Here is a 25,447-nt window from a genome sequence, read left to right as displayed (position 1 = left end):
GATAGAATCAGGTTGCCGGTTGGGCTTTATTACGGCGCTCAGCAAACAGCGCAATCAGGAACACGGCACCAATCAAATCAAAGAAGCCCATGGCAATAAACAGCGGATTAAAGCCGATGGTGTCGGAAACCGCACCGATGAGTAAGGTAAACAGGAAACTGGCGATCCAAGCGGAGGAACCCCGTAGGCCATTGACGGTCGCAACTTGGTTTTTATCAAATGAATCAACCACTAATGCGCTCAACATGCAGGAGATAACCTGATGCCCGAAGCCGCCAATGGAGATTAACGCAATCGCCAAATAAGGGTCTTTAGTGATAGCCACAAAGGCCAGTGAAACCATCATAAAGGCACCGGTTACCGAGCTGGCGACCACTGAATTGATGCGGCTGAAGCCGAACCACTTCTGATACAACCGAGTCAAATAACCACTGGCAACACTGCCGATATCTGCGGCCAAGAAGGGGAGCCAAGCGAACATGGCAATCTGTTTCAGATCCATGCCGCGTTCGGTAGCCAGATATAGTGGTACCCAGAAACTGAAAACAGCCCAAGCGGGTTCCGCCAGAAATGCGGGGATCGCAATGCCGTAAAATTTCTTATTCTTGCTCAGAATGGCTAATGATTTCAGGAAGGGTAGCCGTGGCAGCACGGGCTCATTGTCCTGATGAATCAGTTCAAACTCTTCTTTGCTCAGATTGGGATGGGTATCCGGCGAATGATAGAAGCGCCACCACAACAGCACCCAAATCATAGCTAGGGCACCGGAGAATAAAAACGCACCTTGCCAGCCGAGTGCCACATGCGCCAGCACAATAATCGGCGGAGCTAACATTGCACCGATAGAGAAACCGACGCCCGCCCAACCCGCAGCAATGGGCCGCTCTTTTTTCGGGAACCAGTCAGAAATCGCTTTCGCGTTCGCGGGGGTTGCGGCCGCTTCGGCACTGCCCATAAAGAAGCGCAACACAGCCAACTGGAACCACGTTCCCGCACCAGCATGCATCATGCACACCACGGCCCAAACACTGGCACAGATCAAGAACCCCATCCTTAAGCCGATGACGTCAATGAGCCAGCCACAGAGCGGTTGGAAAACGGTGTAAGCCAACTGAAAAGAGGCCACGATCCATGAATATTGCTCAGTGGTCATATTCAGGCTGGTTTTCAGTTCGGGGGCGAGGATACCCAGAGAGTTACGGGTAATATAGTTAACTGTGACCCCAAGTAGAAATAGTGCCAGCATCCACCAACGCAGTGACTTTATTTTCCGCCGCCCGATAACCTTTGCGGATTGATTAATCTCAACACTCATCCAAGCCTCCTGGTGTTAGCCGGTAGCAAATTAACCGGGCCAACAAATTGTTTTGGTATGATCCATTTTCGGTTATTAAGATTTCGCTGAGTTTTAATGTGACCCTGTTCACATTAAATCAGCCAATAAAATATACTTAATTGATTTTTATCGTATTTTTATATTTCATCAAAATAAACCGGACTGATAAGTTTTTAAAATTGGTTTACCAAAACAAGGTAGCGAGCTTAAATTGGCTTTAATATCCATTTTTTTGAAAGAATTTTCATACGTTGGATAATATTTCAGCATTTATATTGAGTCATGGCCTGAATAAGGCATTCACCGGCTATGAAAATTTTTTCATTTGCTAATTTGAGAGAGATCACAAAATGAATGGAAAGCTAAAAATACAAGAAATAGCCAATCAGACGGGCCTTTCAATTAGCACGGTATCCAGAGTCTTAGCCGGTAAAGCCAACACCAGCGCGAAAGCCAAACAGCAGGTGATGGCTTATGCGCAATCACAGGGAATTTTGCAGAATTTGTCCAGTGGGCGACTGATGCTCAATAACATTATGGTCTTTGCGCCGCACCGGGCTTTCGATGTTCGTACCGACATTTTTTACTACAAAGTCATTCAGGGGATTACCGAGGCGGTCAGCCGTCATGAGGTGATGATTCGCTACTGCGGATTATCGGAAACTCAAAGTGATATCTCGCTATTTTTAGAGAAAATAACCCATCCGCAGACGGAGGCTGCCATTATCATCGGTATTGATGATCCCCGTATCCATGCTTTGGCGGCTGGGGTGCATAAACCCTCGGTGCTGGTTAATTGCCGCGATAAAGAGATGTCACTGGATAGTGTGTCGCCAGACCATCAATTGATTGGTGAGTTCTCTGCCAACTATCTGATTCAGCAGGGGCATCGGCAAATTTTGACACTGCAATGTTTACGCCGTAACACCATGGAGCTGCGGTTAGTGGGGATTAAAGAAGCTTTCGCCAGCCATAATATGAGTTTTGATGATAACCAACATCTGATTACCACCCACGGTTTTGGTGCGGAAGAGGCCGAGCTGGCGGTCACCCATTTTATTGCGGCTTGTCAGGACAAACAGCAGTGGCCGACGGCCATTTTAGCCGGTGGTGACTATATGGCGGTGGGGGCCGTTAATGCGCTGAATAAATTGAAAATAAGTGTGCCCGATAGCATATCGGTGATGAGCATGGATGGCTTCAATCTGGCTGAGATTCACGATGTCCCGCTCACGGCGGTGCATGTTCCTCGTGACGAGTTGGGGGCAGAGGCCATCCAGCTCTTGCAACGACGCTTATTACGCCCAGATGCGCCCCTGAGTAATACCTTATTGCAGGGGCGATTGGTGGTGCGTTCCTCAGTGAAGCAGGTCAATCATAAAAGGGCGATGTCTGCCGCAAATAAGCCGCTGGATCAGCTATATGATCTGTAATATTTATGCGGTAAATAGTCAGGATGACAATATAAAGCCCATGAACAGGCCATTGCCGCTATAGTTTAGATTTGTTTGGTTTAGGCTTTCGAAGGTTGAAATATGCACAAACAGGTTTTATATAAGTCGAATGGGGATAACTTATAGCACATTGAATTTAAGGATATTGCCGCATGGAATTTAAAGACTATTATGCCGTGATGGGCCTAGAACCCACCGCCTCCCTGAAAGAGATTAAAACAGCCTACCGTAAGCTGGCGCGTAAATATCACCCAGATGTCAGCGATGAACCCGATGCTGAAAGCAAGTTTAAGGAGGTCGCGGAGGCTTACGAAGTATTGAAAGATGCTGAACGGCGCGCTGAATATGACGAATTAAGGCTGCATCGCGACGATCCTCGTTTTGGTCAGCAGCAAGCCGCCTATCAATCAGGCGGCCAACAGTGGCACAGCAGTGCGGGTGCGGGGGATTTTTCGGATTTCTTCGAATCCTTCTTTGCCAATCGTGGCGCTTCAGCTCACCACGCATCTCACCGAGCCTCTCATGGGGTGCGGGGCCAAGATCTTGAGATGGAATTGCCCCTCTTTTTAGAAGAGACACTGGCAGAGCAGACGCGCTCAATCTCTTACAAGATCCCCACTGTTGATGCTTCGGGCTTTCCGGGTGCAGAGACCACTAAGACCCTGAAAGTGAAAATCCCTGCTGGGGTGGGCGATGGCGAACGTATCCGTCTTAAAGGACAGGGAGCACCGGGTTTTGCAGGGGGGGCCAATGGCGATCTCTTCCTGATTATTCGCCTTGCACCGCATCCACTGTTTGATATTGAGGGTCATAATTTGCAGATTGTCGTGCCGCTAGCCCCATGGGAAGCGGCATTGGGGGCGAGCGTCGAGGTGCCGACCCTGACGGGTAAAATCAACTTAACCATCCCAGCAGGCAGCCAAAGTGGTCAACGACTGCGCATCAAAGGCAAGGGGCTGGTGAGCAAAAAAGCGACTGGCGATTTGTATGCGATCCTCAAGGTGGTGATGCCACCGAAGCCAGACGAGAAAACACGGGCGCTTTGGCAGCAACTGTCAGAGCAGGCAGCATTTAATCCTCGTACTGGGTGGGAGTAATCGATTATGGCTGAAATAGAAATCACCTACACTGTGACTGAACTGTGCCAGTCGACGGGCATGATGCAGGAAGAGCTGCTCGAGGTGGTCGGGCTGGGCCTGATTGTGCCGTTGGAATCCACAGACAGTGTCTGGGTTTTTGATGTTGATGCATTGAGCAGTCTTAAACGCGCTCAACGCCTGCAAAATGAGTTGGATCTGGACTGGTCTGGTGTCGCGATGACCTTAACGCTACTTGAGAGAGTTGAGCAGCTAAAGAAAGAGAACGAGCAACTGCGCAGGCAGCTTGATCGCTTTTTGCAAACTTCCTGAAGCGAGTGATATGGGTTGGCTGGCAGGGTCAGCCAACCCAATACAGACATATTCTGCTTGATATCCCCCAGCACGATGAATGGCATAAATAGACTGTAAATCAAGGTGTTAAAGGCTGCTAACACCACCATCGACCCGCAATTCAGTCCCGACAACAAAACTGGATTCATCCGAAGCAAGAAAAACCGCCGCGTGGGCAAGTTCAGCCGATGTCCCCATTCGTTTGATCGGCACCAGTTGGCGTATCTGCTCGGCCATTTTTTGTTGCTCGTCACCCGATAGCCCCAGTTTTTGCAGCGCCGGAGTTTGTGTCGGGCCGGGGCTTAAGCCATTGACTCGAATTCCTCTTTCCGCCCATTCGCCGGATAAAGTTCGTGCTAGAGAGAGTAATCCTGCCTTACTGGCGGCATAAACACTGCTTTGAGGTAAACCGATATGGACACTGGCAGAGCCACAAAGAATGACTGACGCGGGGTTAGCCAACAGCGGCAATAGCGATTGCAGCAAGAAAAAAGGGCCTTTCAGATTGGTGGCGAGAACCCGGTCAAAACTAGACTCATCCCACCTATCAATTGGATTGTGAGTAACATCACCGGCATTGATATAGACGATATCCAAACGAGGCCAGACTTTCGTAAGTTGTGCCGCTAACTGATATTGGTCGGTGATATGGCTGGCATCACTCTTTAGCAGCAAAACAGATTCCCCCAGTTCGGTTTTCGCTGCCTGCAAAGCAGCAGCATTTCTACCGGTGATCGCGACCGTTGCCCCTTCGGCGAGGAATTGGCGAGCTGTTTCCAAGCCGATGCCGCTGGTTCCTCCGGTAATGAGTGCATATTTATGGCTTAAGCGATTCATAGTGAGCCTTCTTATTCATAGTAGTGAAGGGCCATTTTTAGTATAAAAGTATCTAAAGTATAGTAGGTACCTATTAGATACTAAGGATGAAACAGGAAAGCAATGACAGTTCATCAGCCATTAACAGCAAAAAATAAATTGGTATCTGATCGCGAGACAGCGGCAGAAAGGTGCCCAATGGTGCAATTTGTTGAACTTATCGCCGGGAAGTGGGCCATTCCCATTCTCTATCGCTTGATAGTGACAGCGGCACCGATTCGCTTCGGTGAGCTGCAACGGGCGATTGTACCTATTACCCAAAAAGAGCTTACCCGACAACTGCGTGCCTTCGAGCAACGTGGCTTGGTCAATCGTCAAGTCTATGCGGAAGTCCCACCACGGGTGGAGTATGAAATTACCCCTCTGGGTAAAACATTGAAGCCAACACTGGACTCATTGGCTCAATGGATGAGAGATCACCATAAAGATCTCGATAATGGCTTGTAATATTGATCATGATTGCATTGAGAAATGACTGATTTTCTTAATTAATACTTAAGGTTGTCGCAAAATAGGATAAGTATGTACTACATTTAATATGCTGCTCACTAATTATGCAGTATTAAAAAATGGCTACAATAGCGTCAAGGAGAGAGTATGAGCAAGATAACCGGTTGTTGTTCGGAGGATAATCATCCTAATGGCCGAAGGAACGTGCTAAAAGCTGCATTAGGCATCACTGCTGCCACTGTTATCGGTGGGATTGGGCTGGGGCTGCCACAAATCGCCTATGCAGCGGCCCTGACTAAAGAAGAAAGAGATAAATTAACGCCAGATCAAATTATTGAAGGATTAAAACAGGGCAATAAACGTTTTGTTTCCGGTAAAATGCAGCAACACGATTATCTTGCGCAGAAACGTGGTAGCGCAGAAGGGCAATTCCCAGCGGCTGTCATCCTGAGTTGTATTGACTCCCGCGCGCCGGCAGAAATTGTTCTGGATACCGGGATTGGTGAAACATTCAATGCCAGAATCGCCGGTAACATCTCCAATGATGATTTATTAGGTAGCCTGGAGTTTGCCTGTGCGGCAGCGGGTGCTAAAGTCATCTTGGTTATGGGGCACACTGCTTGTGGTGCGATAAAAGGCGCTATTGATAATGTTGAGCTGGGTAATCTAACGGGTCTTCTCAATAAAATTAAGCCAGCAGTTGAGTCAACTCAATTTGATGGTGAAAAAAGCAGTAAAAATGAAAAATATGTTGATGCCGTTGCGAAAACAAATGTGAAGCACACTATTGATGAGATACGTAAAAATAGTGAAATTATTAGAACATTAGAAAAAGATGGGAAAATAAAAATAGTCGGTAGTATGTACAACTTAAACGGCGGGGTCGTTGAGTTTCTAATGTAACCTGTTCAGTTATATACAACTCCCCTTGATATTGACTCAAGGGGAGACTTTATGTTCAAGCGATTAGATAACATTACTTTATATATCCCCTTATTTTATTTATTGCCTGTTTATGCTTGGTAGAAATTTACATTTGTGTTTATATGACTAAAACAAAACTAACAATAACGCGACAGATTAACCTGACCGTATGCCAATGAGTAAAAGGTGAATTCATTAGTGATGATATGAGCTATATAAAATCGATGGTGACTTATTGGTTGCTGCACAGATAGTACATATAAATGTTATTAATGTGTTTTTTAGCGAATGATGTCTCTGAGACTATGAAAAGATATTTTCCTTGAAATTTTCTATCATTATTGTATTTTAACTCCGGTGATGACTTATGCTTTTATGGATGAATAAAACGAATCTTGAATGTTAAGAACACGGATGGAAATTATATTGATGTTAGCTGTACTATCAATATAAGTGATTCACTTAAATAATACATTACTCTTAGCTTGTCGATTTTTAATTAACCACCATTAAATTTGTTTACTTATACATATCAATGCTTATATATATAATTGTTTATGTAAATAAGTTTTCTTATGTAAAATATAATTAAAATATATAATTTAATTTGTTTTATTCATTAAGTGAAAGTAATAATAATCACTCGTTACTTTATCACATCTGACGTGTGATTGGTTTTTATTAACTGAGTGAATATGTTTGAGGGTTTATCTATGTATGTCGATACAGTCTCTGTTGTTTCGGGTAGTAAATTCATTGATATCAATGGGAAAGGTGTGATTGATTATGAGAAAGAGATATCACTGGATTGTTGTATGAACAAAATCCATTTCCATACAAAGAAACTCACTGTGGATATTAATGAAAAGCAAAAGAGATTGGTCATGTGCTTGTTTAATGATGTCAATCGTAAGCAGGATATTATAAAAGTGGTATGGTACGAAAATCATAAAAGCATATCTGACAATAATTATCACCAATTAATACATAAGTTCAGAGCCCACCTAAAAAGTGCAGGCATACCTGACGGAATAGTTAAAACGATAAACAGATATGGTCTTAGGCTCGACTCTGGGATCTTAAAGGCGATGGCTTCGAATAAGATGAGTGACCGGTTTCTGGGGTATTAGCGGAAAACACACGCAAGTGTTATTTTCTATGTTGACTCGATTATGAATGAGATATGCGGGTGTTATCATTTTTTAAAAGGATAGAAATAACACCCTGCAAATTTATATAAAGGAATATAAATAAATCATGATGGATGTGTATAGGTTAGGGTATGTATTTCTTTTCATCATCATTGGATTATGTGTTGGGAGTTTTTTGAATGTTATAATCTATCGTCTGCCAATCATACTGACAGGTATGGTGTCAAAAAACTCAGTAAAATATAAAGAGTCGGATGTTTTTAAGAGTAAAATCAACCTCTTATTCCCAAGATCATTTTGTCCCGGCTGTTTTAATCCTTTGCGGGTTGAGCATAATATACCTGTTTTTAGCTGGTTGTTTTTAAGAGGTGTAACGCATTGTTGCCATCAAAGGATCAGTCCCCGCTATTTAATCGTGGAGTTATTAACAGCAATATTAACATTGGCTGTCATTTACTCTATTAAAAGTGATTATATTACTATTGCCAGCCTATTTTTAGTTTGGGCGCTTATTGTACTGTCATTCATAGATCTTGATTGCTATCTTCTTCCTGACTGTATTACATTTCCATTGTTATGGTGCGGACTTCTTTTTAATATAAATAATGGGCTATCTTCTCTGCCTTTTGCCGTCATTGGTGCGGTAGTGGGTTATCTTTTTTTATGGTTACCCTATTGGCTACTGAAATTTTTTAGGGGTATTGAGGGGATGGGATATGGCGATTTTAAATTAATGTCTGCATTGGGAGCATGGTTTGGTTTGTCCGCCATTCCTGTCTTGATCTTGCTATCTTCTTGTTTTGGTATTATGGCTTATATTGTTATTCATAAAACATCAAAAAATAAAGTAAAATATATTGCATTTGGTCCCTACATTGCTTTGTCTGGAGTGATTTATCTTCTTATAATCAGTGATTTTAAACAAATCAATTATGGATCGATTTTTTAAATGATATTATTCATTCTTTGTTCTTATCATTTTTTTTGATGTCATAAAGGATCGTTTAATTTCTTTTTTGTTAGTAACCTATTTTTATTTATAGCTTTTTATCTCAATGTGTTAATTTTTGCGCTAGTTATCAACTTTACCTGAAAACTATTGTTTTTCATTTTATTCATGTTTGTTAATGACACTCTATTAGTGCTATCTCTGTTATCTTCATCAGTGATAACTGTAGGGTACAAAAAAATGGATGAAATAATCATTGGCAACATTATATTTACTCCTTCAAAAAGAACGATTAATAAAGGGGGAGCTGTTGTGAAAATAAGGAATAAAGAATCTGAGGTGCTATCTTTATTGTGTCACCATTATCCTTCCTCACTTTCTCGTGAGGAAATTGAGAGGGAAATATGGGGTGAGAGCTACGTTACTGATAATACATTAACACAGACTATTAGTAATTTACGTCATGCGCTTGATGATAAAGCTCGTGAGTTAGTCACGACAATTCCAAAAAAAGGATACTGTATTGGTATTAAGCCTGATTTCACTTCATCCAATTCCCTGCAAGATTTGATACTCACCCAAGATGATTCGATGGTAAGTGTCAAGCCTAAATCTACCTCTTTAGTGTCCAAGTCGTTAAGTTTCCATTATAAAATTATCAGATTGATAGTTTCGATTGTTGGTTTCTTTATTTCATTTGAATTAACCTCAAACTCTCATCAAATTAAAATTAATGAAGTGACAACCTTACCCATATTAGTGGGTTTAGATCAGGTTTTAGATAAAGATTTTCTATCCTTATATCAGAAAGAACCCTATATTTTTTTGAAAAAATGGAGTGATGGTGAGTATATTATATGCAAATATAATAATGGAGAGTTATTATGCGAAAAAAAATAGTCGCCTCGGTATGTTTTTTTCTGTTTTTAGGTGTGTGCTTTGGATATGTCTTTGGCCGAGTGTACTCTTATATTCACCCAATGAAAGATATAGAGGGATATTGGGAGATGAACAGCACTCTTAGCCATGAACTCGGTGCTTATCATGTTTATTCACGACTCAGTATCATGAATAGAGAGGTCAATTCATTTGTTGATGTTTATGATGATAATCACCATGTAAAGGCCCAGCGTAGAGTTGTTTTTGATATTGTGGATGTCGATAATAATATTTTAACTGGGAAAATACTGTCTGCATCAATCGTGGATAATGACGTCCATAATCTAAATGATTTCCTTAATACACCTTATACAATAAACAATCCATCTATCTATAAGTTAAATGAAAACACTATTTTTATAGATCATCCCCAAGGGCATCCGGTTAATAACTTGCGTTTATTAACACGTATCAATAAGTGATTTTATATGGGGGTGTTATTAGCTATCCATAATAACATGTCTATGTTGTAAGCAATCATTGTATCGTTTTTGAAATATCTTTGTCATACTTTATAGGTAATATTGCTATATCAGCCATAGCTAAGTGTGAAAATAATGTTCTCTCGCATTCGGTATTTTGTTATTAAAGTTGCATCAAATGTTAAAAGTCTGGGGCTATTTACTGACGGAAGATTGGGTATATTGTCTGGCCTGATAGTGGTTATTACTCTTTTCTCTACACTACAGCTATTTTCAATAGGGTATTTGTCTTATATATCAGGTAATACGAAAGTTAATGTTGAACGTGCGAATTATAACCATCAACAGGAACTATTAATGGATCGTGCGAGGATGGAGCTATTAATTGCCAGTGATAAGCTTAATCGTGCTGGAATCTATTATATGGTTGATAAAGAAACAGGTTCTGAAGGCAGCTGGAATAGTCTTTTGAGTGAAGCACTGCAATCCATGCAACAATCACAGGAAAACTATAGCCAACTCTCGCGACTCTCTGCCCATGATGATCGCCCGGAATTCATCGCATTAAAGGAGAGTTATCAGCAGTTGTATCAAGGGTTAGCCGAGATTGCGCAAGGGTTATCAAAAAACAATAATATAGATGTTTTTTTTGAAGTACCTATTCAGGGTTTTCAGAGTGATTTTACCGAGAAGTATTATCACTATTTGCAGGCGAGCGAGAACAAGCGAACATTAATGGATACTCAATTATTATCTTCGCTCTCATCGGCAAAACAAACTGTTATTGCTGCCTTAGTGCTATTACTGTGCCTCGCTTTCTCCGTCTGGTTAGGGGTTACCCGCTGGATAATCAAGCCACTCAACAACCTTATTTTACATATTAACGTCATTGCTGCCGGAGATTTGTCTCGCCCGATTGAACATCAGTCATTTACCAGCCGAGAAGTCCGCCAACTGGCGGCAAGCATCTGCCAAATGCAGCAAGGATTGGTGGCACTTGTCAGTCAGGTGCGTGGAGGTGCGGAAGTGATTCTGACGGGCATTAATCAAATTGCGGTGGATAGTCATCGTCTTTCGGAGCAAACACAGTCACAGACCCAATCGCTAGCCGCGACGACACAGAGTATGCATCAGCTCACTCTCCGTGTAAAAGAGAACTCGATCAGCGCCGATCAGGCTAATTATCTGGCAAATAAAACAAAATCTATCGCCAGTCAGGGGGGGGAGATGATGTCGAGTGTGGTGAGTTCCATGGCTGATATCTCTAGCGGATCGAGGGAGATAACCGAAATTATCACGTTGATTGAATCGGTGGCTTTTCAAACCCATATTTTGGCATTAAATGCTGCCATTGAAGCGGCACATGCCGGTGAGCACGGTCGGGGATTCTCTGTTGTTGCGCGAGAAGTGGGTATGTTAGCGCACAAAAGTGGCAATTCTGCGCTGAATATTAAGCAGCTTATCCATAACTCTTCTAGCTCAATATCCGCCGGTTCCAGCCTTGTCGCGCGTTCTGGTGATAATTTAATGGAAATCATAGATGCAGTAAAAAAAGTGACGGATTTGATGGCAGAAATATCGGCTGCATCACACGATCAGAGCGAAGGTATCGAAAATATCACCCAGCAAGTGGGTGTGATAAATGAAGTCACAAGGATGAATGCGGAGTTAGTTGAGCAATCAACGCGGGCCTCCGAAGCACTGCAAAAGCAGACGTTTCAGCTTAATCAATCCGTGGCCCGTTTCTGTTTGCCTGTCATGACGCGACCTGCTCAACAAGGTAATGAGCAGGTCGCGGTCAATTTTTAATACGTGATGCTGCTTTTCAGCATTTTGGTCCAAGCTGATGGATTACCGTAATACTCACTGGCGGGGAGAACCGTCATCTTTCCCTGCTCGTCTTGCAGGATAAATGTCGGGAAACCATGACCCTGCACTTTCGTCAGTAGAGTACGGCTTTCCGCAATATGCTGGGTGGTTGCTGCCTGAGCAGTGCTGAATGCGTCGATAAACAGATCACGGCTCAGGCCAATATCCGTAGCGAGTTCAGCCAACACTTCTGGGTTTGCTATATGGCGGCCTTCAACATAATGCGCTTGCTGAATGCGATGCAGCATATCGGCTCCGCGCCCAGCCAGTGCTTCTGCTGCCAGAATGGCGGCAATGGGCGGCGTGGAGTCCATGACGGCCGAAGTATCATTCAGTAAATGATTAAAATAGGCGTCACCAAAGACTTGCCCGGTTAACTCGGTAATACGTAGGTCATGGGGCATCACATAACCGCGCCACTGACTATCAATCTGGCGACGATTTGGCCCAGACATCATACCGCCACCGTGTAATACCAGCGTCAGATTAGGAATATCTTGTGCGGCTTGGGCTAATGGCGCGGCACCATAGCACCAGCCACATAATGGATCGAAAATGTAATGTAACTTTGTACCGGCCATTATGGCTTCCTCAATAACATTGACTGATATGACAGTTCAGCGTCGATTAATTTTAGTTGCTTCTACTGAGGCCACTTCATCTCGTTCTTCAGCACTTTGGCACTTAATTCCAAGCTCGATCCATCTTTCAGTTCGGGATAATGTTTTTTCATCGTCGAAATCAGTTCCGCTGAATCTTTTGCCTTAGGAATCTCTGTATTTAACGTGGTTAAATAGTTTTGAGTAAAAGTCACTGATGCCAATGTGTGTGGTGCGTTACCCAGATAATGGCCCGGCACGACGGTCACCGGTTTTAGCGCTTTAATTTTTTCCAATGTGGTCAGCCAATGTTGGCGTGATTCTGCGGTTTGGTTATCCGCAACCCATAGATGGATATTACCGGAGACCGCGACCCCACCGACAACCGCTTTTAATGAGGGAATCCAGACAAACGTTTTTTCCGGTGATGGGCCGTCTAAGCCCTCAACTTCTATTTTGTGCCCATCAATGGTGAAACTTTTGCCTTGCAACAGCTGTGGAACAATCACCTGAGTCGGCGCATTCTCTTTCAGAATGGGTCCCCAATAGGCTATTTTACCCGCTTTAGTGGCCTCGATCTCTTCGATAGTTTGTGGTGTCGCGAGTACTTTGGCTTGTGGGAAGGCTTTAGTAATCACATCCAAGCCAAAATAGAAGTCAGGATCGGCCTGACTGATATAAATGGTGGTCAGCTTCTTGCCACTTTGCTGGATCTTCTTCACCAGTACTTCGGCGTCATTGCGCTGGAATTGGGTATCAATTAAGGCGACTTCCGTTTCACCGCTGATAATTTCCGACGACACCGGGAAGATACTTTTTTCGCCGGGGTTGTAGACTTCCATTTTCAGGGGTTCAGCCGCGTTAGCGGTTGATATTGCAGCAAAAATAGCCATGCCGGCGACGGTCATTTGTAATAGCGTTTTGTTAGTCATGTTAGTTGTCCTGAGGGTGACTGGGTATGGGGTAGATAATAGATTGCATATATCGATAGAAAAACCCGATAATAGACAATTGTTTGTTGCGTAAATCGAGCTAATCATGGATAGAATCACCGCTGCTGAGGTCTTTGTCGCGATTGTTGAGCGGGGAAGTATGATTGCTGCCGCTGAGGCATTGGAGATGTCTCGCGCCATGGTGACACGCTATCTGGCGCAGATGGAGCAGTGGGCGGGGGTGAGATTACTGCACCGGACCACCCGCAAGTTGAGTCTGACTCATGCGGGCGAGGCGACACTTGAGCGCTGCCGTCGGATGCTGGAGTTTGCGCAGGATATGGATGCGGTGGCGGGGCAGGAGAGTAACGAGCTGCGTGGCTTACTGCGCATCAGTTGTTCTCAGTCCCTCGGGCAGAGCGCGTTGGTGATTGCCGTCACTGACTATCTACGCCAGCACCCGCAGGTCGCGGTGGATTTACAGATGAATAATCGCGCCGTCAATTTAGTCGAAGAACGTATTGATCTGGCGTTACGGATTACCAATGAGCTAGACCCGAACCTGATAGCGCGGCCACTGGCGATTTGTCATTCCGTGGTCTGCGCCTCGCCAGCTTATTTAGCCGCTAAGGGAACGCCCAAAGGCCCACCTGATCTGGCGGTACACAACTGCCTGACCTACTCCTATTTCGGCAAAAGTTTATGGCATTTTGACCAGCAGGGCGTGAAGTCGTCTGTCGCCGTGGGGGGGAATTTGAGTGCCAATGAGTCCGTCGTTTTACTCAGTGGGGCGTTGGAAGGGGCGGGTATCGCCTTGCAGCCCAGCTACTCTGCTGCGCCCTATATTGCCCGTGGCGAGCTGATAAAGTTATTACCTGATTATCAACCGCAGGCTATGGGTATTTACGGTATCTATACTTCACGGCGGCAAATGCCCGCCACATTAAGAACAATGCTCGATTTTCTGGTGGCGTGGTTTGCCGCACATCCCCTGCCGAACTGAAGTTGCAACGGTAATAACCATTGCTGGTAATAATTTGATTCGCCTGCTACTTATATGACGGGTGGATATTGTCTGACTGGGAGCTTGTATTATGCCTGTAGCGCTGTTGGCATTGGCACTGTGTGCGTTTGCTATTGGGACCACCGAATTTGTCATTATGGGGCTGCTGCCTCAAGTGGCGGGAGATTTACAGATTTCGATTCCAACCGCCGGTTGGTTAATCAGTGGTTATGCGCTGGGGGTGGCGATTGGCGCACCTATCATGGCGGTTCTGACGGCTAAGCTACCGCGTAAAAAGACATTATTGCTGCTGATGGTGATCTTTATCATCGGTAATCTGATGTGCGCTATGGCCTACAGCTATGATTTCCTGATGCTGGCGAGGGTGATTACTGCGCTGTGCCACGGGGCTTTTTTTGGTATTGGTGCCGTGGTGGCCTCCAATCTGGTCGCGCCAAATCGGCGGGCCTCGGCGGTGGCGTTGATGTTTACTGGCCTAACACTCGCCAATGTGCTCGGCGTGCCATTGGGCACCGCGCTGGGGCAGACTTTTGGCTGGCGCTCCACATTCTGGGTGGTTTCGGTTATCGGCTTATTCTCACTGGCCGCGCTTTACCGCAAATTACCCTCTTCTCATGAGGAGGCACCGACCGAATTACGCAAGGAGATTGCGGCGTTACGCGGGGGCGGTATTTGGCTCTCTCTGTTGATGACGGTCTTTTTTGCGGCGGCAATGTTCGCCCTCTTTACCTATATCGCACCTATTTTGACCGACGTGACACAAGTTTCTGAACAGGGGGTCAGTTGGACATTACTGCTGATGGGCGTGGGTCTGACACTGGGGAATATTGTCGGGGGTCGGCTGGCCGACTGGCGTTTATCCGTCAGTTTGACGATGACATTCTTACTGATCGCGGTATTTTCTGCCCTGTTCAGTTGGACCAGCTACTCCTTATTGGCGGCGGAAGTGACACTGTTTCTGTGGTCGGCGGCGGCATTCTCGGCGGTGCCTGCCTTGCAAATCAACGTGGTCGCCTATGGCAAGAAAGCGCCTAATCTGGTCTCGACGTTGAATATTGCGGCGTTTAATGTTGGCAATGCTTTGGGCGCGTGGGTGGGGGGGATGGTCATTGCGCGTGGGCTAGGTTTGACAGCCGTCCCGCTGGCGGCGGCGGGACTGGCGGTTATTGGACTGCTGTTGTGCCTGTTTACCTTCTCCCGTGCGCGGCCGGGTAAGGTGAAGGCCGCTTAGCTAAATGATCGTAAGTTGACTATTACTGGGCAATCACTGTTGCCAGCCGCTGCTGGAAGGTGATTGCCTGCTGTTTTAAGTGCTCGATAAAGGTCTCGACCAAGGTTGATGATGGCCGATGTATCGGCTGTATCAGGCTGATGGTAAAGGGAATCTCGACACTAAAAGGCCGCACACAAACCCCCTCATCGCCCCCTTTACTGAAATATTCCAATGCGGTCAATGGGTTAACGATTGACACACCCACCCCTTCACGCACCATGGCACAAACCGACGCGGCGCTGTGCGTCTCCAGCACCAGCCTGCGATGAATGCCTTGTTCAGCAAACAGATTATCCAGCAGTTGGCGATAGCTGTCGGTGACTGACAGGCTGATAAAGTTCTCGCCTTGGAAATCTTGTGGTGTCAGCACGGATTTTTCCCGCAACGGATGGTCACTGGGCAAGACACAGACTTCGTTTACCGTCATCAGTGCATGGCGCAGTGTACCTGCTGGCGTCTGAGTATTTTCGGTTAGCCCTAAGTCATGGCGCTGGGCCGAAAGCCACTCTTCCAATAGGGGGGACTCCTGCGGGATCACACTCAGACTCACTTCCGGGTAGCTGGCAATAAAGGGTTTGCACACGGCGGGGAGCAGTGATTGTGAAAAGACCGGCAGGCAGGCAATCGACAGTTGTGCTTGTCGGAATTGGCGAATCCCTTCGGCGGCTTGCCGGATGCGGTCAAGGCCGTAATAGGAGCGCTGCACCTCTTCAAATAGCCGCAAGCCCTGTACTGTGGGGTAAAGGCGGCCCCGCACGCGATCAAAGAGTTTTAATTGGACTAATTGTTCAAAGCGGGCCAGTTCGCGGCTGACGGTGGGTTGTGATGTTTGGAGCAGTGATGCCGCTTCCGTCAAGTTTCCCGTGGTCATAACGCCATGAAAAATTTCGATTTGTCGTAGGGAAATAGCGGGCATTATCATGCTCCTGCGGTGGCGAAAACATCATCTATTCCATATCATAAATGAATAGACTCAGGCTAAATAGATATTTTCATAACAAGTGCGTGATTGTTAATAATAAGGTATCAGCGAGACAGCTATGCTTACCAAACAATGCTCGCCCAACATATTGATTGACCCAATTATTAGGAAAGCCCTATGCCGCGTGCACTGAACGACACCTCTTCGGCCCTGACTGCCCAAAACCTGATTGCACTGCCTGAGCGCTTTGGCTGCCCTGTGTGGGCCTATGATGGCGATATTATTGCTCAGCGTATCAATCAATTGCGCCACTTTGATGTGATCCGTTTTGCGCAAAAAGCCTGTTCGAACATTCATATTCTGCGCTTGATGCGCGAGCAAGGTGTCAAAGTGGACTCCGTCTCCTTGGGTGAGATTGAGCGCGCCTTAGTGGCCGGTTTTCAGCCAGGGCAGGAGCCGGCTGAAATCGTGTTTACTGCGGATCTGCTGGATCAGGCCACCTTATTGCGGGTGACGGAGTTAAGGATTCCGGTCAATGCCGGTTCAATTGATATGCTGGATCAACTGGGGCAACACGCGCCGGGCCACCCGGTTTGGCTGCGGGTCAATCCCGGTTTTGGTCATGGTCACAGCCAGAAAACCAACACGGGCGGTGAAAACAGCAAGCATGGCATCTGGTATCAAGACTTGCCGCAGGCGATTGAGAAGATCGCGCAATACGGCTTAACCTTGGTGGGGATTCACATGCACATTGGCTCGGGTGTCGACTACCAACATCTGGAGCAGGTCTGTGACGCCATGGTTGAGCAGGTGATCACACTGGGGCAGGATATCAGCGCGATTTCGGCGGGCGGCGGTTTGTCGATTCCTTATCAAGTTGGCGATGATGAGATTGATACCGAACATTACTATGGCCTATGGAACAGCGCCCGTGAGCGCATTGCCGCCCATTTGGGCCATCCGGTCAGTCTGGAAATTGAGCCGGGCCGCTTTCTCGTGGCAGAGTCCGGTGTGTTAATCGCGCAGGTTCGGGCGGTGAAAGAGATGGGCAGCCGGCACTATGTGCTGGTGGATGCGGGCTTTAACGATTTGATGCGGCCCGCGATGTATGGCAGTTATCACCATATTTCGCTGCTGCCTGCGGATGGGCGCTCACTCACTGCTGAGCCGCTGATTGAGACAGTGGTCGGTGGCCCGCTTTGTGAGTCAGGGGATGTCTTTACTCAGGAAGCGGGAGGTGGGCTAGAGACTCGCGCCCTGCCTGCGGCGCGAATTGGCGACTATCTGGTGTTCCATGATACCGGCGCTTATGGCGCGTCGATGTCATCCAACTACAACAGCCGCCCACTGTTGCCGGAGGTGCTGTTTGAGCAAGGGCAGCCGCGTTTAATCCGCCGTAAGCAAACCATCGAAGAGCTGATCGCGCTAGAGTTGGTTTAACGGCGGTCACCCACAGCTTCACTCCTCTGTCGCGGCTTGCGGGCTGGCGACAGAGTGGCGGCGCACCAGTGTCGGGCTGAACATATTGGTGATCTCTGGTAACGGGGTATGGTTGGCTAGCGCCAGTGCTAACTCCGCCGCTTGTGTGGCCATCGCGACTACCGGGTAACGAATGGTGGTCAGCCGTGGTCGCAAATAGCGGGAGATCAACACATCGTCAAAACCGATCAGTGAGATCTCTTGCGGCACTTCGATGCTGTTATCACTGAGCACCGACAACGCGCCAGCAGCCATGGAGTCGTTATAACAGGTGACGGCGGTGAAGTGTTTGCCACGACCAAGCAGGTCGGTCATTGCCTGTTCACCACCAATCTCATCCGGCGTGCCGTAGGAGATCAAGCGGTCATCGACGGCGATATCAAACTCTTTTAAGGCGTCCAGATAGCCTTGCAGACGGTCAATGGCATCGGAAATCTGATGGTTAGAGCAAATGATCGCTATCCGTTTATGGCCCTGCTGAATCAGATGGCGAGTCGCCAACCAAGCGCCGTAGCGATCATCTAACGCCACACAGCGCGTTTCGAAGCCGGGCAGCGTGCGATTGATCAGCACCATGCCGGGGATCTGTTCCATTAACGAGGTCAATTCTTCATCGGACAATTTTTTGGCGTGAACTACCAAGGCGGCGCAACGGTGGCGAATTAGCTGCTCGATAGCTTGGCGCTCTCGCTCGGCATCATGGTAACCGTTACCAATTAGCAGGAAATTACCAGTGGCATAGGCCACTTGTTCTACCGCTTTTACCATGGAGCCAAAGAAGGGATCTGACACATCAGAAACAATCATGCCGACAGTTTCGGTGGATTGTTGGGCCAGCGCACGGGCATTGGCATTGGGGTGGTACTGCAACTGCTCCATGGCGCTAGATACCGCCACGCGTGATGCCTCACTGGCCTTAGGCGAATTATTGATAACACGAGATACCGTCGCGACGGAAACACCCGCCAGCTTGGCAACATCCTTAATAGTGGCCATTTTTCTTCCAGAAATTTTCAGGGTAATCGCTTACATCACCCAGTTTTGCGGAAAACCGCCTTGCCCGCAAGGGGGGATGATCGCAACTTGGTGAGAAAAAACTAAAGAAAAGATAATTAGGCGGATTAGCTGTTGCTTTTGGCCGTTAGCGCACCCTTATTACGCCTCTATCGTCTGCATTTTCCTTAGTGCCTATCCCATTAGGGCTATTTTATTTGCCATTTTGAACCTGGGCAGTGCTCAGAATCCTCACGTACTCCGTGTACGCTCCGGATCTTCCGCGCTGTCCGCGTTCAAACTGGCTGCAACAATCACGCCTACTGGGATAAGCTCTTAGTGCCAAAGGAATCTATTTAGTTGAAATTGTGCTTTGGTTTTTTCGCCCGATGAATGTTACGTTTATGTTCTATTTAATCGTCTGAGATACCCATGTCCATCATCCGTTATCCCCAGCTTGCCCACTGGGGCGCTTATACTGCTGTCGTTGAAGATGGCAAGTTGATCCGCTGCGAACCCTTTGCCGATGACTCAAACCCTTCGCCGTTATTGGAATCCATCACGCCGATGGTGTATTCCGACAAACGTATTCGCAAACCCGCGATACGGCGCTCATGGCTACAGCAGAGAGAAAAAAGTGATCGCACCCTGCGTGGGCGAGAAGATTTTGTCGAGGTGGAGTGGGATGTCGCTCTGGATTTAGTGGCCGAAGAGAATCGTCGGGTCCGTGATCGTTATGGCCCTTCAGGGCTATTTACCGGCTCTTACGGTTGGTCTTCTGCCGGGCGTTTACATCATGCGCGCTCATTAGTCCGGCGTTTCTATTTCGGTGGCGGTGGGGGGGTCGATCAACTGGGCAACTACAGTTGGGGGTCGGCACAGTTTTTCCTGCCCTATGTGATTGGGACTTTTAGCCCGCTGACCGGCAGGGTGACGTCATGGCCGAGTGTAGTCGAGCATTGCGAACTGTTTATCGCCTTTGGTGGGCTGGCACTGAAAAATGCCCAAGTCTCCTCCGGCGGTTCGGCGGAACACTCGCTGAAACCTTGGCTGGAGAAACTGGCGCAAAAAGGCACCCCAGTGATCAACATCAGCCCAATGCGGGACGACTGCCCCGCTTTTGTTAACGCGGAGTGGATACCGATCCGCCCAAATACTGATGTGGCACTGATGCTGGCGTTGGCTTATGAAATTCAACGCGTTGATGGGCAGGATGAATCTTTCCTTGCCACTCATTGCGTGGGCTATGAGCCATTAGCGGATTATATCCGTGGCGTGAATGACGGCGTGGCGAAAACGCCAGCGTGGGCCAGTGAGATTACCGGCATTCCGGCGGCAAGAATTAGCCAATTAGCCCAGCAACTGATTGGTGTGCGCAGCTTTATGACCTGCTCCTATTCAGTACAGCGCGCCCATCGCGGCGAGCAACCTTACTGGATGGTGATTGCGTTATCAGCCATGTTAGGGCAAGTGGGGCTACCCGGTGGCGGCTTCTCATTTGGTCACGGCTCGATGAATGGGGTCGGTAACCCGCGCATAGACACTCCAGGGCCAATGATGCCGGTGGGTAAAAATCCCTCTGGGCTGGCGATTCCGGTGGCGCGGATTTGTGACATGCTGCTGCAACCGGGGCAGCCTTATCAGTTTCAGGGCGAAACCCACACCTATCCCGATATCCATTTGGTGCATTGGGCGGGTGGCAATCCGTTCCACCATCATCAACAGCTAAATCGACTGGTGGAGGGATGGCAAAAGCCGGACACGGTGATTGTGCAGGATATCTGGTGGACACCCGCCGCGAAAATGGCGGATATTGTGCTGCCCGTGACCAGTTCGCTGGAGCGTAATGATATTGGCGGATCGTCGCGGGATCGCTATGTACTGGCGATGCATCAGGCGATTGCCCCACAACATCGGGCCCGTAACGACTTTGATATCTTCGCCGATCTGGCTGAGCGGCTGGGCTATCGCGACGACTTTACCGAAGGTCGCGATGAGATGGCGTGGATTCGGCATATCTACCAAGAGTGTGGTGTGGCTCAACAGCCGCACGGCGTTGAGTGGCCCGATTTTGAGACATTCTGGCAACGAGGCCATGTTGATCTTCCGGCACCACAGAAAGAGTTCGTATTCTTTGATCGTTTCCGCGAGAACCCACAGGCGCATCCACTTCAGACACCCAGTGGCAAGATTGAGCTGTTCAGTGAGAAAATTGCCAGTTACCACTATGCCGATTTTGCCCCGCACGCTGAGTGGAAACCGCCAGTGGAGTGGTTGGGGGCTCCCGAGGCGCAGCAGTGGCCGCTGCATCTGATCTCAATCCAACCCGCCGATCGTCTGCACAGTCAACTCGATCCCGCGCCATTGGCGCAGGGGAATAAAACCGCCGGACGTGAAACGCTCTATATGCACCCACAAGATGCGGCTAGCCGCGAGATTACCGAGGGCAGTCAGGTGCAAGTCAGCAATCTACGGGGCAATTGTCTGGCGGGGGTGCGGATTACTGACGGTGTGACCCGTGGCGTGGTGCTGATGGCAACCGGAGCTTGGTTTGATCCCGGTTTTGGTGGCAAGCAGCATAACGTTGAGCAATCGGGTAATCCCAATGTCCTGACATTGGATATCGGAACCTCTCGCTTGACCCAAGGACCGAATGCGATGAGTTGTTTAGTTGAGGTCGCGCTCTATTAATGGGTGGCTCTACGGCAATGAATTACAAACCTTTTCGCCTTGCTGACAATGTTCACTGCTGGTTACACTTTGCACGCAAATGTTTCGATTGCTCACTAGCTGTGAGGCAACACAAACGGATACTCTGATTGTCCCAGAGGTATTAATTGGTGAGTAATCAACATACGCTGTGTGTTAAAAGCCAGTTTTTGATTTACACCGACCTACGCAGATGCGTAGGTTTTTTTTTATTTTCCCGCCTCCCCGCACTTTCAGTCTCTCCCTACAGATAAATCCGTCACTAATATAGTATTCTCTCTTTATCATATTCATTGGCTTATAGAGAGACAGTCATGGTTTATCGCTTGCTGCGCACTCTTTTTCGTGGGTTATTCCGTGTCACCATTGAGGGGGTAACTGACCAGTTTACACATCAGAAACTGATCATTACGCCCAATCATGTCTCTTTCCTCGACGGTATTTTGTTAGCGCTATTTCTGCCGATCAAACCGGTTTTTGCGGTCTACTCCAGTGTCACGGAGAGCTGGTTTATGCGCTGGCTAAAACCTTACGTGGATTTTGTCGCCCTCGATCCGACCAAGCCTATGGCAATCAAACACTTGGTCAGGATGGTCGAGCAGGGCAGGCCAGTGGTGATTTTTCCTGAAGGGCGCATTACCGTGACCGGCTCACTAATGAAAATCTACGATGGAGCCGCATTTGTTGCCGCTAAATCTGGTGCGGCGGTGATTCCTATCCGCTTGGAAGGCCCAGAATTTAGCCGCTTTGGCCGATTGGCGGGTGTACTCAAAGTCCGCTGGTTCCCAAAAATCAGCATTTATGTCTTACCGGCTACCACCTTACCGATGCCGCAAGCGCCGCGCGCCCGTGAGCGCCGGGTGCTGGCAGGTGAGCGCTTACATGCCATTATGATGGCGGCTCGCATGGCTATCGTGCCACGAGAAACCCTGTTTGAAGCGCTGCTGGCGGCACAAACTCGCTATGGGCGCTTTAAGCCCTGCATCGAAGATATCGGCTTTAAAGAGGATAGCTACCTGACGCTGCTGAAGAAAATCCTTGGCGTCAGCCGCATTCTGCAACGTTTTACCGCGCAAGGGGAGCATGTGGGTATGCTGCTGCCCAACGCGACTATCACGGCGGCAGCGATTTTCGGTGCCTCCGTGCGCGGGCGCATTCCAGCGCTGCTGAACTACACTTCGGGCGCTAAAGGGCTGAAGAGTGCCATCACTGCGGCCTCATTGAAAACTATCGTCACTTCGCGCCAGTTCTTGGAAAAAGGCAAGCTGACACATCTGCCGGAACAGGTCACTGAAGCCAACTGGGTCTATCTGGAAGACTTAAAAGAGACCGTGACGCTAGCGGATAAGTTATGGATTTTATTCCACTTATGCTGCCCACGTCGGGCGATGCTGCCACAACAGGCAGACGACAGCGCCTTGATTTTGTTTACTTCCGGTTCCGAAGGCAATCCGAAAGGGGTGGTGCACACCCACGCCAGCTTGTTGGCGAATGTCGAGCAGATCCGCACCATTGCGGACTTTACGCCCCGTGATCGTTTTATGTCGTGCCTGCCGCTGTTCCATGCTTTTGGTCTGACGGTTGGGTTATTCACTCCGCTGATGACCGGCAGCCGTGTCTTTCTTTACCCCAGTCCGGTGCATTACCGCGTGGTCCCTGAACTGGTGTATGACCGCAACTGCACTGTGCTGTTTGGCACCTCAACCTTCCTTGGTAATTATGCCCGCTTTGCGCATCCTTATGATTTTGCCCGCTTGCGCTATGTGGTGGCCGGGGCTGAAAAGTTAGCCGATAGCACCAAACAGATTTGGCAGGACAAATTCGGCATCCGCATTCTGGAAGGCTATGGCGTGACTGAATGCGCGCCCGTCGTGGCAATCAATGTGCCGATGGCGGCGAAAGTGAACACCGTAGGCCGCATTCTACCGGGGATGGAATCTCGATTGATTAAGGTGCCGGGCATCGAGCAGGGGGGGCGTTTGCAACTGCGCGGCCCCAATATCATGCGCGGCTACCTGCGGGTAGAAAACCCCGGCGTGCTGGAACAACCCTCCGCTGAAAATGCGCAGGGCGAACGCGAAGAGGGCTGGTATGACACCGGTGACATTGTGGCTATTGATGTACAGGGCTTCTGCGCTATTCGTGGTCGAGTGAAGCGCTTTGCCAAATTGGCTGGCGAAATGGTTTCACTGGAGAGTGTGGAGCAACTGGCGCTGCGCGTTTCGCCAGAGGGGCAACATGCGGCGGCGGCGAGAACCGACAGTGCCAAAGGTGAAGCCTTGGTGCTGTTTACCACCGACAGCCACATCACCCGCGAGCAATTAATTAAAGCCGCACGAGAAAGCGGCGTGCCTGAACTGGCCGTGCCACGTGATATTCGGGTGGTGAATGCCTTGCCGTTACTGGGGAGTGGCAAACCTGACTTTGTGACATTAAGCAAAATGGCGGAAGACCCGGAGATGAGCCTATGAGTCAGCAAATAATAGCCGATAAACCTTTGTTATCCCGGGGAATGGTCGCGGTTCTTTGCGCTCAGTTTTTCTCGGCGTTTGGCGATAATGCCCTGCTTTTTGCCACTCTGGCACTGATTAAGCAGCAGTTATACCCCGACTGGAGCCAGCCCATCCTACAAATGGCTTTCGTCGCGACCTATATCATTCTAGCCCCCTTTGTCGGGCAGTTTGCTGACAGTTTCGCCAAAGGGCGAGTGATGATGGTGGCAAACGGCTTGAAGCTGGCGGGCGCACTGGTGATTTGCTTTGGTTTTAATCCGTTTTTGGGCTACAGCCTGGTGGGCGTAGGCGCTGCGGCTTATTCACCAGCTAAATATGGCATCTTGGGTGAGATCACTTCTGGCGAGCAACTGGTGAAAGCGAATGGCATGATGGAAGCCTCAACCATCGCCGCCATTTTACTCGGATCAGTGGCGGGCGGTGTGCTGGCCGACTGGCATTTGATGGTGGCTTTAGGTGTCTGTGCGCTGGTGTATGCCATTGCCGTGGTCGCCAATTTATTTATTCCGCGCTTAGCGGCGGCCCGCTCAGGCAGTTCATGGCGGCCTCGGGCAATGACCGGCAGCTTTTTTACCGCTTGCCGCCTCCTATGGCGTGATGGTGAAACCCGCTTCTCACTGGCGGGAACCAGCCTGTTTTGGGGGGCAGGGGTCACGCTGCGCTTCCTGCTGGTACTCTGGGTGCCCATCGCGTTAGGGATTGCTGATAACGCCACCCCAACTTTACTCAATGCGATGGTGGCGATAGGGATTGTGGTGGGGGCAGGGGCCGCCGCGCGCTTTGTCACCCTCAAAACCGTGAAGCGCTGTTTACCCGCTGGGGTGTTGATTGGGGTGATGGTGGCGATTTTTGCCCTGCAACACAGTATGCCTATGGCCTATTTACTGTTGATTATCATCGGAATTTTGGGCGGATTCTTTGTTGTGCCACTCAATGCGTTGCTACAGGAACGCGGTAAACAGAGTGTCGGTGCGGGTAATGCCATTGCCGTGCAAAATCTGGGTGAGAACACCGCCATGCTGCTGATGCTCGGGCTGTTCTCGGTGGTGGTGAAACTAGGTGTCCCAGTGATCGCCGTCGGTGTGGGTTTCGGTGTGATCTTTGCTTTGGCTATCGCACTGCTCTGGGGTTGGCAGTGGCGGCAACTGCGCAGCAAAGCGGTGGAGTGATTTGATCACTAACGAAAGGCCGCAGATGCGGCCT

22 protein-coding genes are annotated in these 25,447 nt (G+C 48.4%); 16 read left to right on the top strand and 6 right to left on the bottom strand.

Going from position 1 to position 25,447, the window contains the following annotated elements; genetic code table 11:
* Nucleotides 1-7: 7 nt before the first annotated feature.
* Entirely contained in the window at nucleotides 8-1,315 is a 1,308-nt protein-coding gene (locus tag HRD69_RS00715; RefSeq protein WP_004874434.1) for an MFS transporter, read from the bottom strand.
* Between the two features lie 371 nt (nucleotides 1,316-1,686).
* Here HRD69_RS00715 and HRD69_RS00710 point away from each other — a divergent pair, with 371 nt between their 5' ends.
* From HRD69_RS00710 to cbpM, 3 genes are all read left to right on the top strand, one after another.
* Nucleotides 1,687-2,769, top strand: coding sequence for a LacI family DNA-binding transcriptional regulator (locus HRD69_RS00710; RefSeq protein WP_004874436.1), 1,083 nt, complete (start codon nucleotides 1,687-1,689; stop codon nucleotides 2,767-2,769).
* 173 nt (nucleotides 2,770-2,942) lie between these two features.
* Nucleotides 2,943-3,887 carry a curved DNA-binding protein gene (gene cbpA / locus HRD69_RS00705; RefSeq protein WP_004874437.1) on the top strand — a complete coding sequence of 315 codons (945 nt, stop codon included), beginning with the start codon at nucleotides 2,943-2,945 and terminating at the stop codon, nucleotides 3,885-3,887.
* A gap of 6 nt (nucleotides 3,888-3,893) precedes the next feature.
* Entirely contained in the window at nucleotides 3,894-4,199 is a 306-nt protein-coding gene (gene cbpM, locus HRD69_RS00700; RefSeq protein WP_004874438.1) for a chaperone modulator CbpM, read from the top strand.
* Between the two features lie 108 nt (nucleotides 4,200-4,307).
* Here cbpM and HRD69_RS00695 read toward each other — a convergent pair whose 3' ends face one another.
* Entirely contained in the window at nucleotides 4,308-5,057 is a 750-nt protein-coding gene (locus HRD69_RS00695) for an SDR family oxidoreductase (protein WP_004874439.1), read from the bottom strand.
* A gap of 102 nt (nucleotides 5,058-5,159) precedes the next feature.
* Here HRD69_RS00695 and HRD69_RS00690 point away from each other — a divergent pair, with 102 nt between their 5' ends.
* The 7 genes from HRD69_RS00690 (at nucleotide 5,160) to HRD69_RS00660 (ending at nucleotide 11,740) form a co-directional block, all read left to right on the top strand.
* Nucleotides 5,160-5,543, top strand: a complete 384-nt coding sequence (locus HRD69_RS00690) for a winged helix-turn-helix transcriptional regulator (protein WP_032813762.1) — start codon at nucleotides 5,160-5,162, stop codon at nucleotides 5,541-5,543.
* 150 nt (nucleotides 5,544-5,693) lie between these two features.
* The gene (locus HRD69_RS00685) at nucleotides 5,694-6,449 is read left to right on the top strand and encodes a carbonic anhydrase (protein ID WP_032813765.1); all 756 of its coding nucleotides are present in this window, start codon (nucleotides 5,694-5,696) and stop codon (nucleotides 6,447-6,449) included.
* Between the two features lie 734 nt (nucleotides 6,450-7,183).
* Nucleotides 7,184-7,600, top strand: coding sequence for a winged helix-turn-helix domain-containing protein (locus tag HRD69_RS00680; protein WP_032813823.1), 417 nt, complete (start codon nucleotides 7,184-7,186; stop codon nucleotides 7,598-7,600).
* Nucleotides 7,601-7,727: 127 nt separating this feature from the next.
* Nucleotides 7,728-8,570: a prepilin peptidase gene (locus tag HRD69_RS00675; RefSeq protein WP_004874442.1), complete on the top strand. Its 843-nt coding sequence runs from the start codon at nucleotides 7,728-7,730 to the stop codon at nucleotides 8,568-8,570.
* A 240-nt stretch (nucleotides 8,571-8,810) separates the two neighbouring features.
* Nucleotides 8,811-9,470, top strand: coding sequence for a winged helix-turn-helix domain-containing protein (locus HRD69_RS00670; RefSeq protein WP_032813767.1), 660 nt, complete (start codon nucleotides 8,811-8,813; stop codon nucleotides 9,468-9,470).
* Complete coding sequence (locus tag HRD69_RS00665) at nucleotides 9,455-9,931, top strand: hypothetical protein (RefSeq protein WP_032813769.1); 477 nt, start codon at nucleotides 9,455-9,457, stop codon at nucleotides 9,929-9,931. The genes HRD69_RS00670 and HRD69_RS00665 overlap by 16 nt, the downstream gene beginning before the upstream one ends.
* A 135-nt stretch (nucleotides 9,932-10,066) precedes the next feature.
* On the top strand, nucleotides 10,067-11,740 hold the full coding sequence (locus HRD69_RS00660) for a methyl-accepting chemotaxis protein (protein ID WP_004874445.1): 1,674 nt from the start codon (nucleotides 10,067-10,069) through the stop codon (nucleotides 11,738-11,740).
* Here the strand turns inward: HRD69_RS00660 and HRD69_RS00655 are convergent.
* Together HRD69_RS00655 and HRD69_RS00650 are read right to left on the bottom strand one after the other, a co-directional pair.
* Nucleotides 11,737-12,381: a DsbA family protein gene (locus HRD69_RS00655; protein ID WP_032813771.1), complete on the bottom strand. Its 645-nt coding sequence runs from the start codon at nucleotides 12,379-12,381 to the stop codon at nucleotides 11,737-11,739. The genes HRD69_RS00660 and HRD69_RS00655 overlap by 4 nt on opposite strands.
* Before the next feature lie 62 nt (nucleotides 12,382-12,443).
* Nucleotides 12,444-13,331, bottom strand: a complete 888-nt coding sequence (locus tag HRD69_RS00650; RefSeq protein WP_004874446.1) for an MBL fold metallo-hydrolase — start codon at nucleotides 13,329-13,331, stop codon at nucleotides 12,444-12,446.
* A 106-nt stretch (nucleotides 13,332-13,437) separates the two neighbouring features.
* Here HRD69_RS00650 and HRD69_RS00645 point away from each other — a divergent pair, with 106 nt between their 5' ends.
* Both HRD69_RS00645 and HRD69_RS00640 read left to right on the top strand, forming a co-directional pair.
* Entirely contained in the window at nucleotides 13,438-14,334 is an 897-nt protein-coding gene (locus HRD69_RS00645) for a LysR family transcriptional regulator (RefSeq protein WP_004874447.1), read from the top strand.
* Nucleotides 14,335-14,425: 91 nt separating this feature from the next.
* Nucleotides 14,426-15,586 (top strand): MFS transporter, encoded by a 1,161-nt coding sequence (locus tag HRD69_RS00640; protein ID WP_004874448.1) that lies wholly within the window; start codon nucleotides 14,426-14,428, stop codon nucleotides 15,584-15,586.
* A gap of 22 nt (nucleotides 15,587-15,608) precedes the next feature.
* Here the strand turns inward: HRD69_RS00640 and HRD69_RS00635 are convergent, their stop codons facing one another.
* Nucleotides 15,609-16,544, bottom strand: coding sequence for a LysR family transcriptional regulator (locus tag HRD69_RS00635; RefSeq protein ID WP_004874449.1), 936 nt, complete (start codon nucleotides 16,542-16,544; stop codon nucleotides 15,609-15,611).
* A gap of 183 nt (nucleotides 16,545-16,727) precedes the next feature.
* Here HRD69_RS00635 and lysA point away from each other — a divergent pair, with 183 nt between their 5' ends.
* Nucleotides 16,728-17,990, top strand: a complete 1,263-nt coding sequence (gene lysA / locus HRD69_RS00630; RefSeq protein ID WP_004874450.1) for a diaminopimelate decarboxylase — start codon at nucleotides 16,728-16,730, stop codon at nucleotides 17,988-17,990.
* Between the two features lie 18 nt (nucleotides 17,991-18,008).
* On the opposite strand, the gene galR is transcribed toward lysA, so the two are convergent.
* Nucleotides 18,009-19,025, bottom strand: a complete 1,017-nt coding sequence (galR, locus tag HRD69_RS00625; RefSeq protein ID WP_004874451.1) for an HTH-type transcriptional regulator GalR — start codon at nucleotides 19,023-19,025, stop codon at nucleotides 18,009-18,011.
* A 429-nt stretch (nucleotides 19,026-19,454) separates the two neighbouring features.
* On the opposite strand from galR, the gene HRD69_RS00620 reads away from it, so the two are divergent.
* The 3 genes from HRD69_RS00620 to lplT all read left to right on the top strand — a co-directional run bounded on the left by HRD69_RS00620 (nucleotide 19,455) and on the right by lplT (nucleotide 25,413).
* Complete coding sequence (locus HRD69_RS00620) at nucleotides 19,455-21,713, top strand: molybdopterin guanine dinucleotide-containing S/N-oxide reductase (protein WP_004874452.1); 2,259 nt, start codon at nucleotides 19,455-19,457, stop codon at nucleotides 21,711-21,713.
* 332 nt (nucleotides 21,714-22,045) lie between these two features.
* Complete coding sequence (gene aas / locus HRD69_RS00615) at nucleotides 22,046-24,202, top strand: bifunctional acyl-ACP--phospholipid O-acyltransferase/long-chain-fatty-acid--ACP ligase (RefSeq protein WP_004874453.1); 2,157 nt, start codon at nucleotides 22,046-22,048, stop codon at nucleotides 24,200-24,202.
* Nucleotides 24,199-25,413 (top strand): lysophospholipid transporter LplT, encoded by a 1,215-nt coding sequence (gene lplT, locus HRD69_RS00610; protein WP_032813772.1) that lies wholly within the window; start codon nucleotides 24,199-24,201, stop codon nucleotides 25,411-25,413. Before aas ends, lplT begins: the two co-directional genes overlap by 4 nt.
* Nucleotides 25,414-25,447: the final 34 nt, after the last annotated feature.

The sequence above is a fragment of the Yersinia mollaretii ATCC 43969 genome (assembly GCF_013282725.1).
GTDB lineage: Bacteria > Pseudomonadota > Gammaproteobacteria > Enterobacterales > Enterobacteriaceae > Yersinia > Yersinia mollaretii.
Note: the sequence above shows the minus strand (reverse complement) of the source record. Positions and strands in the feature narration are given on the sequence as shown.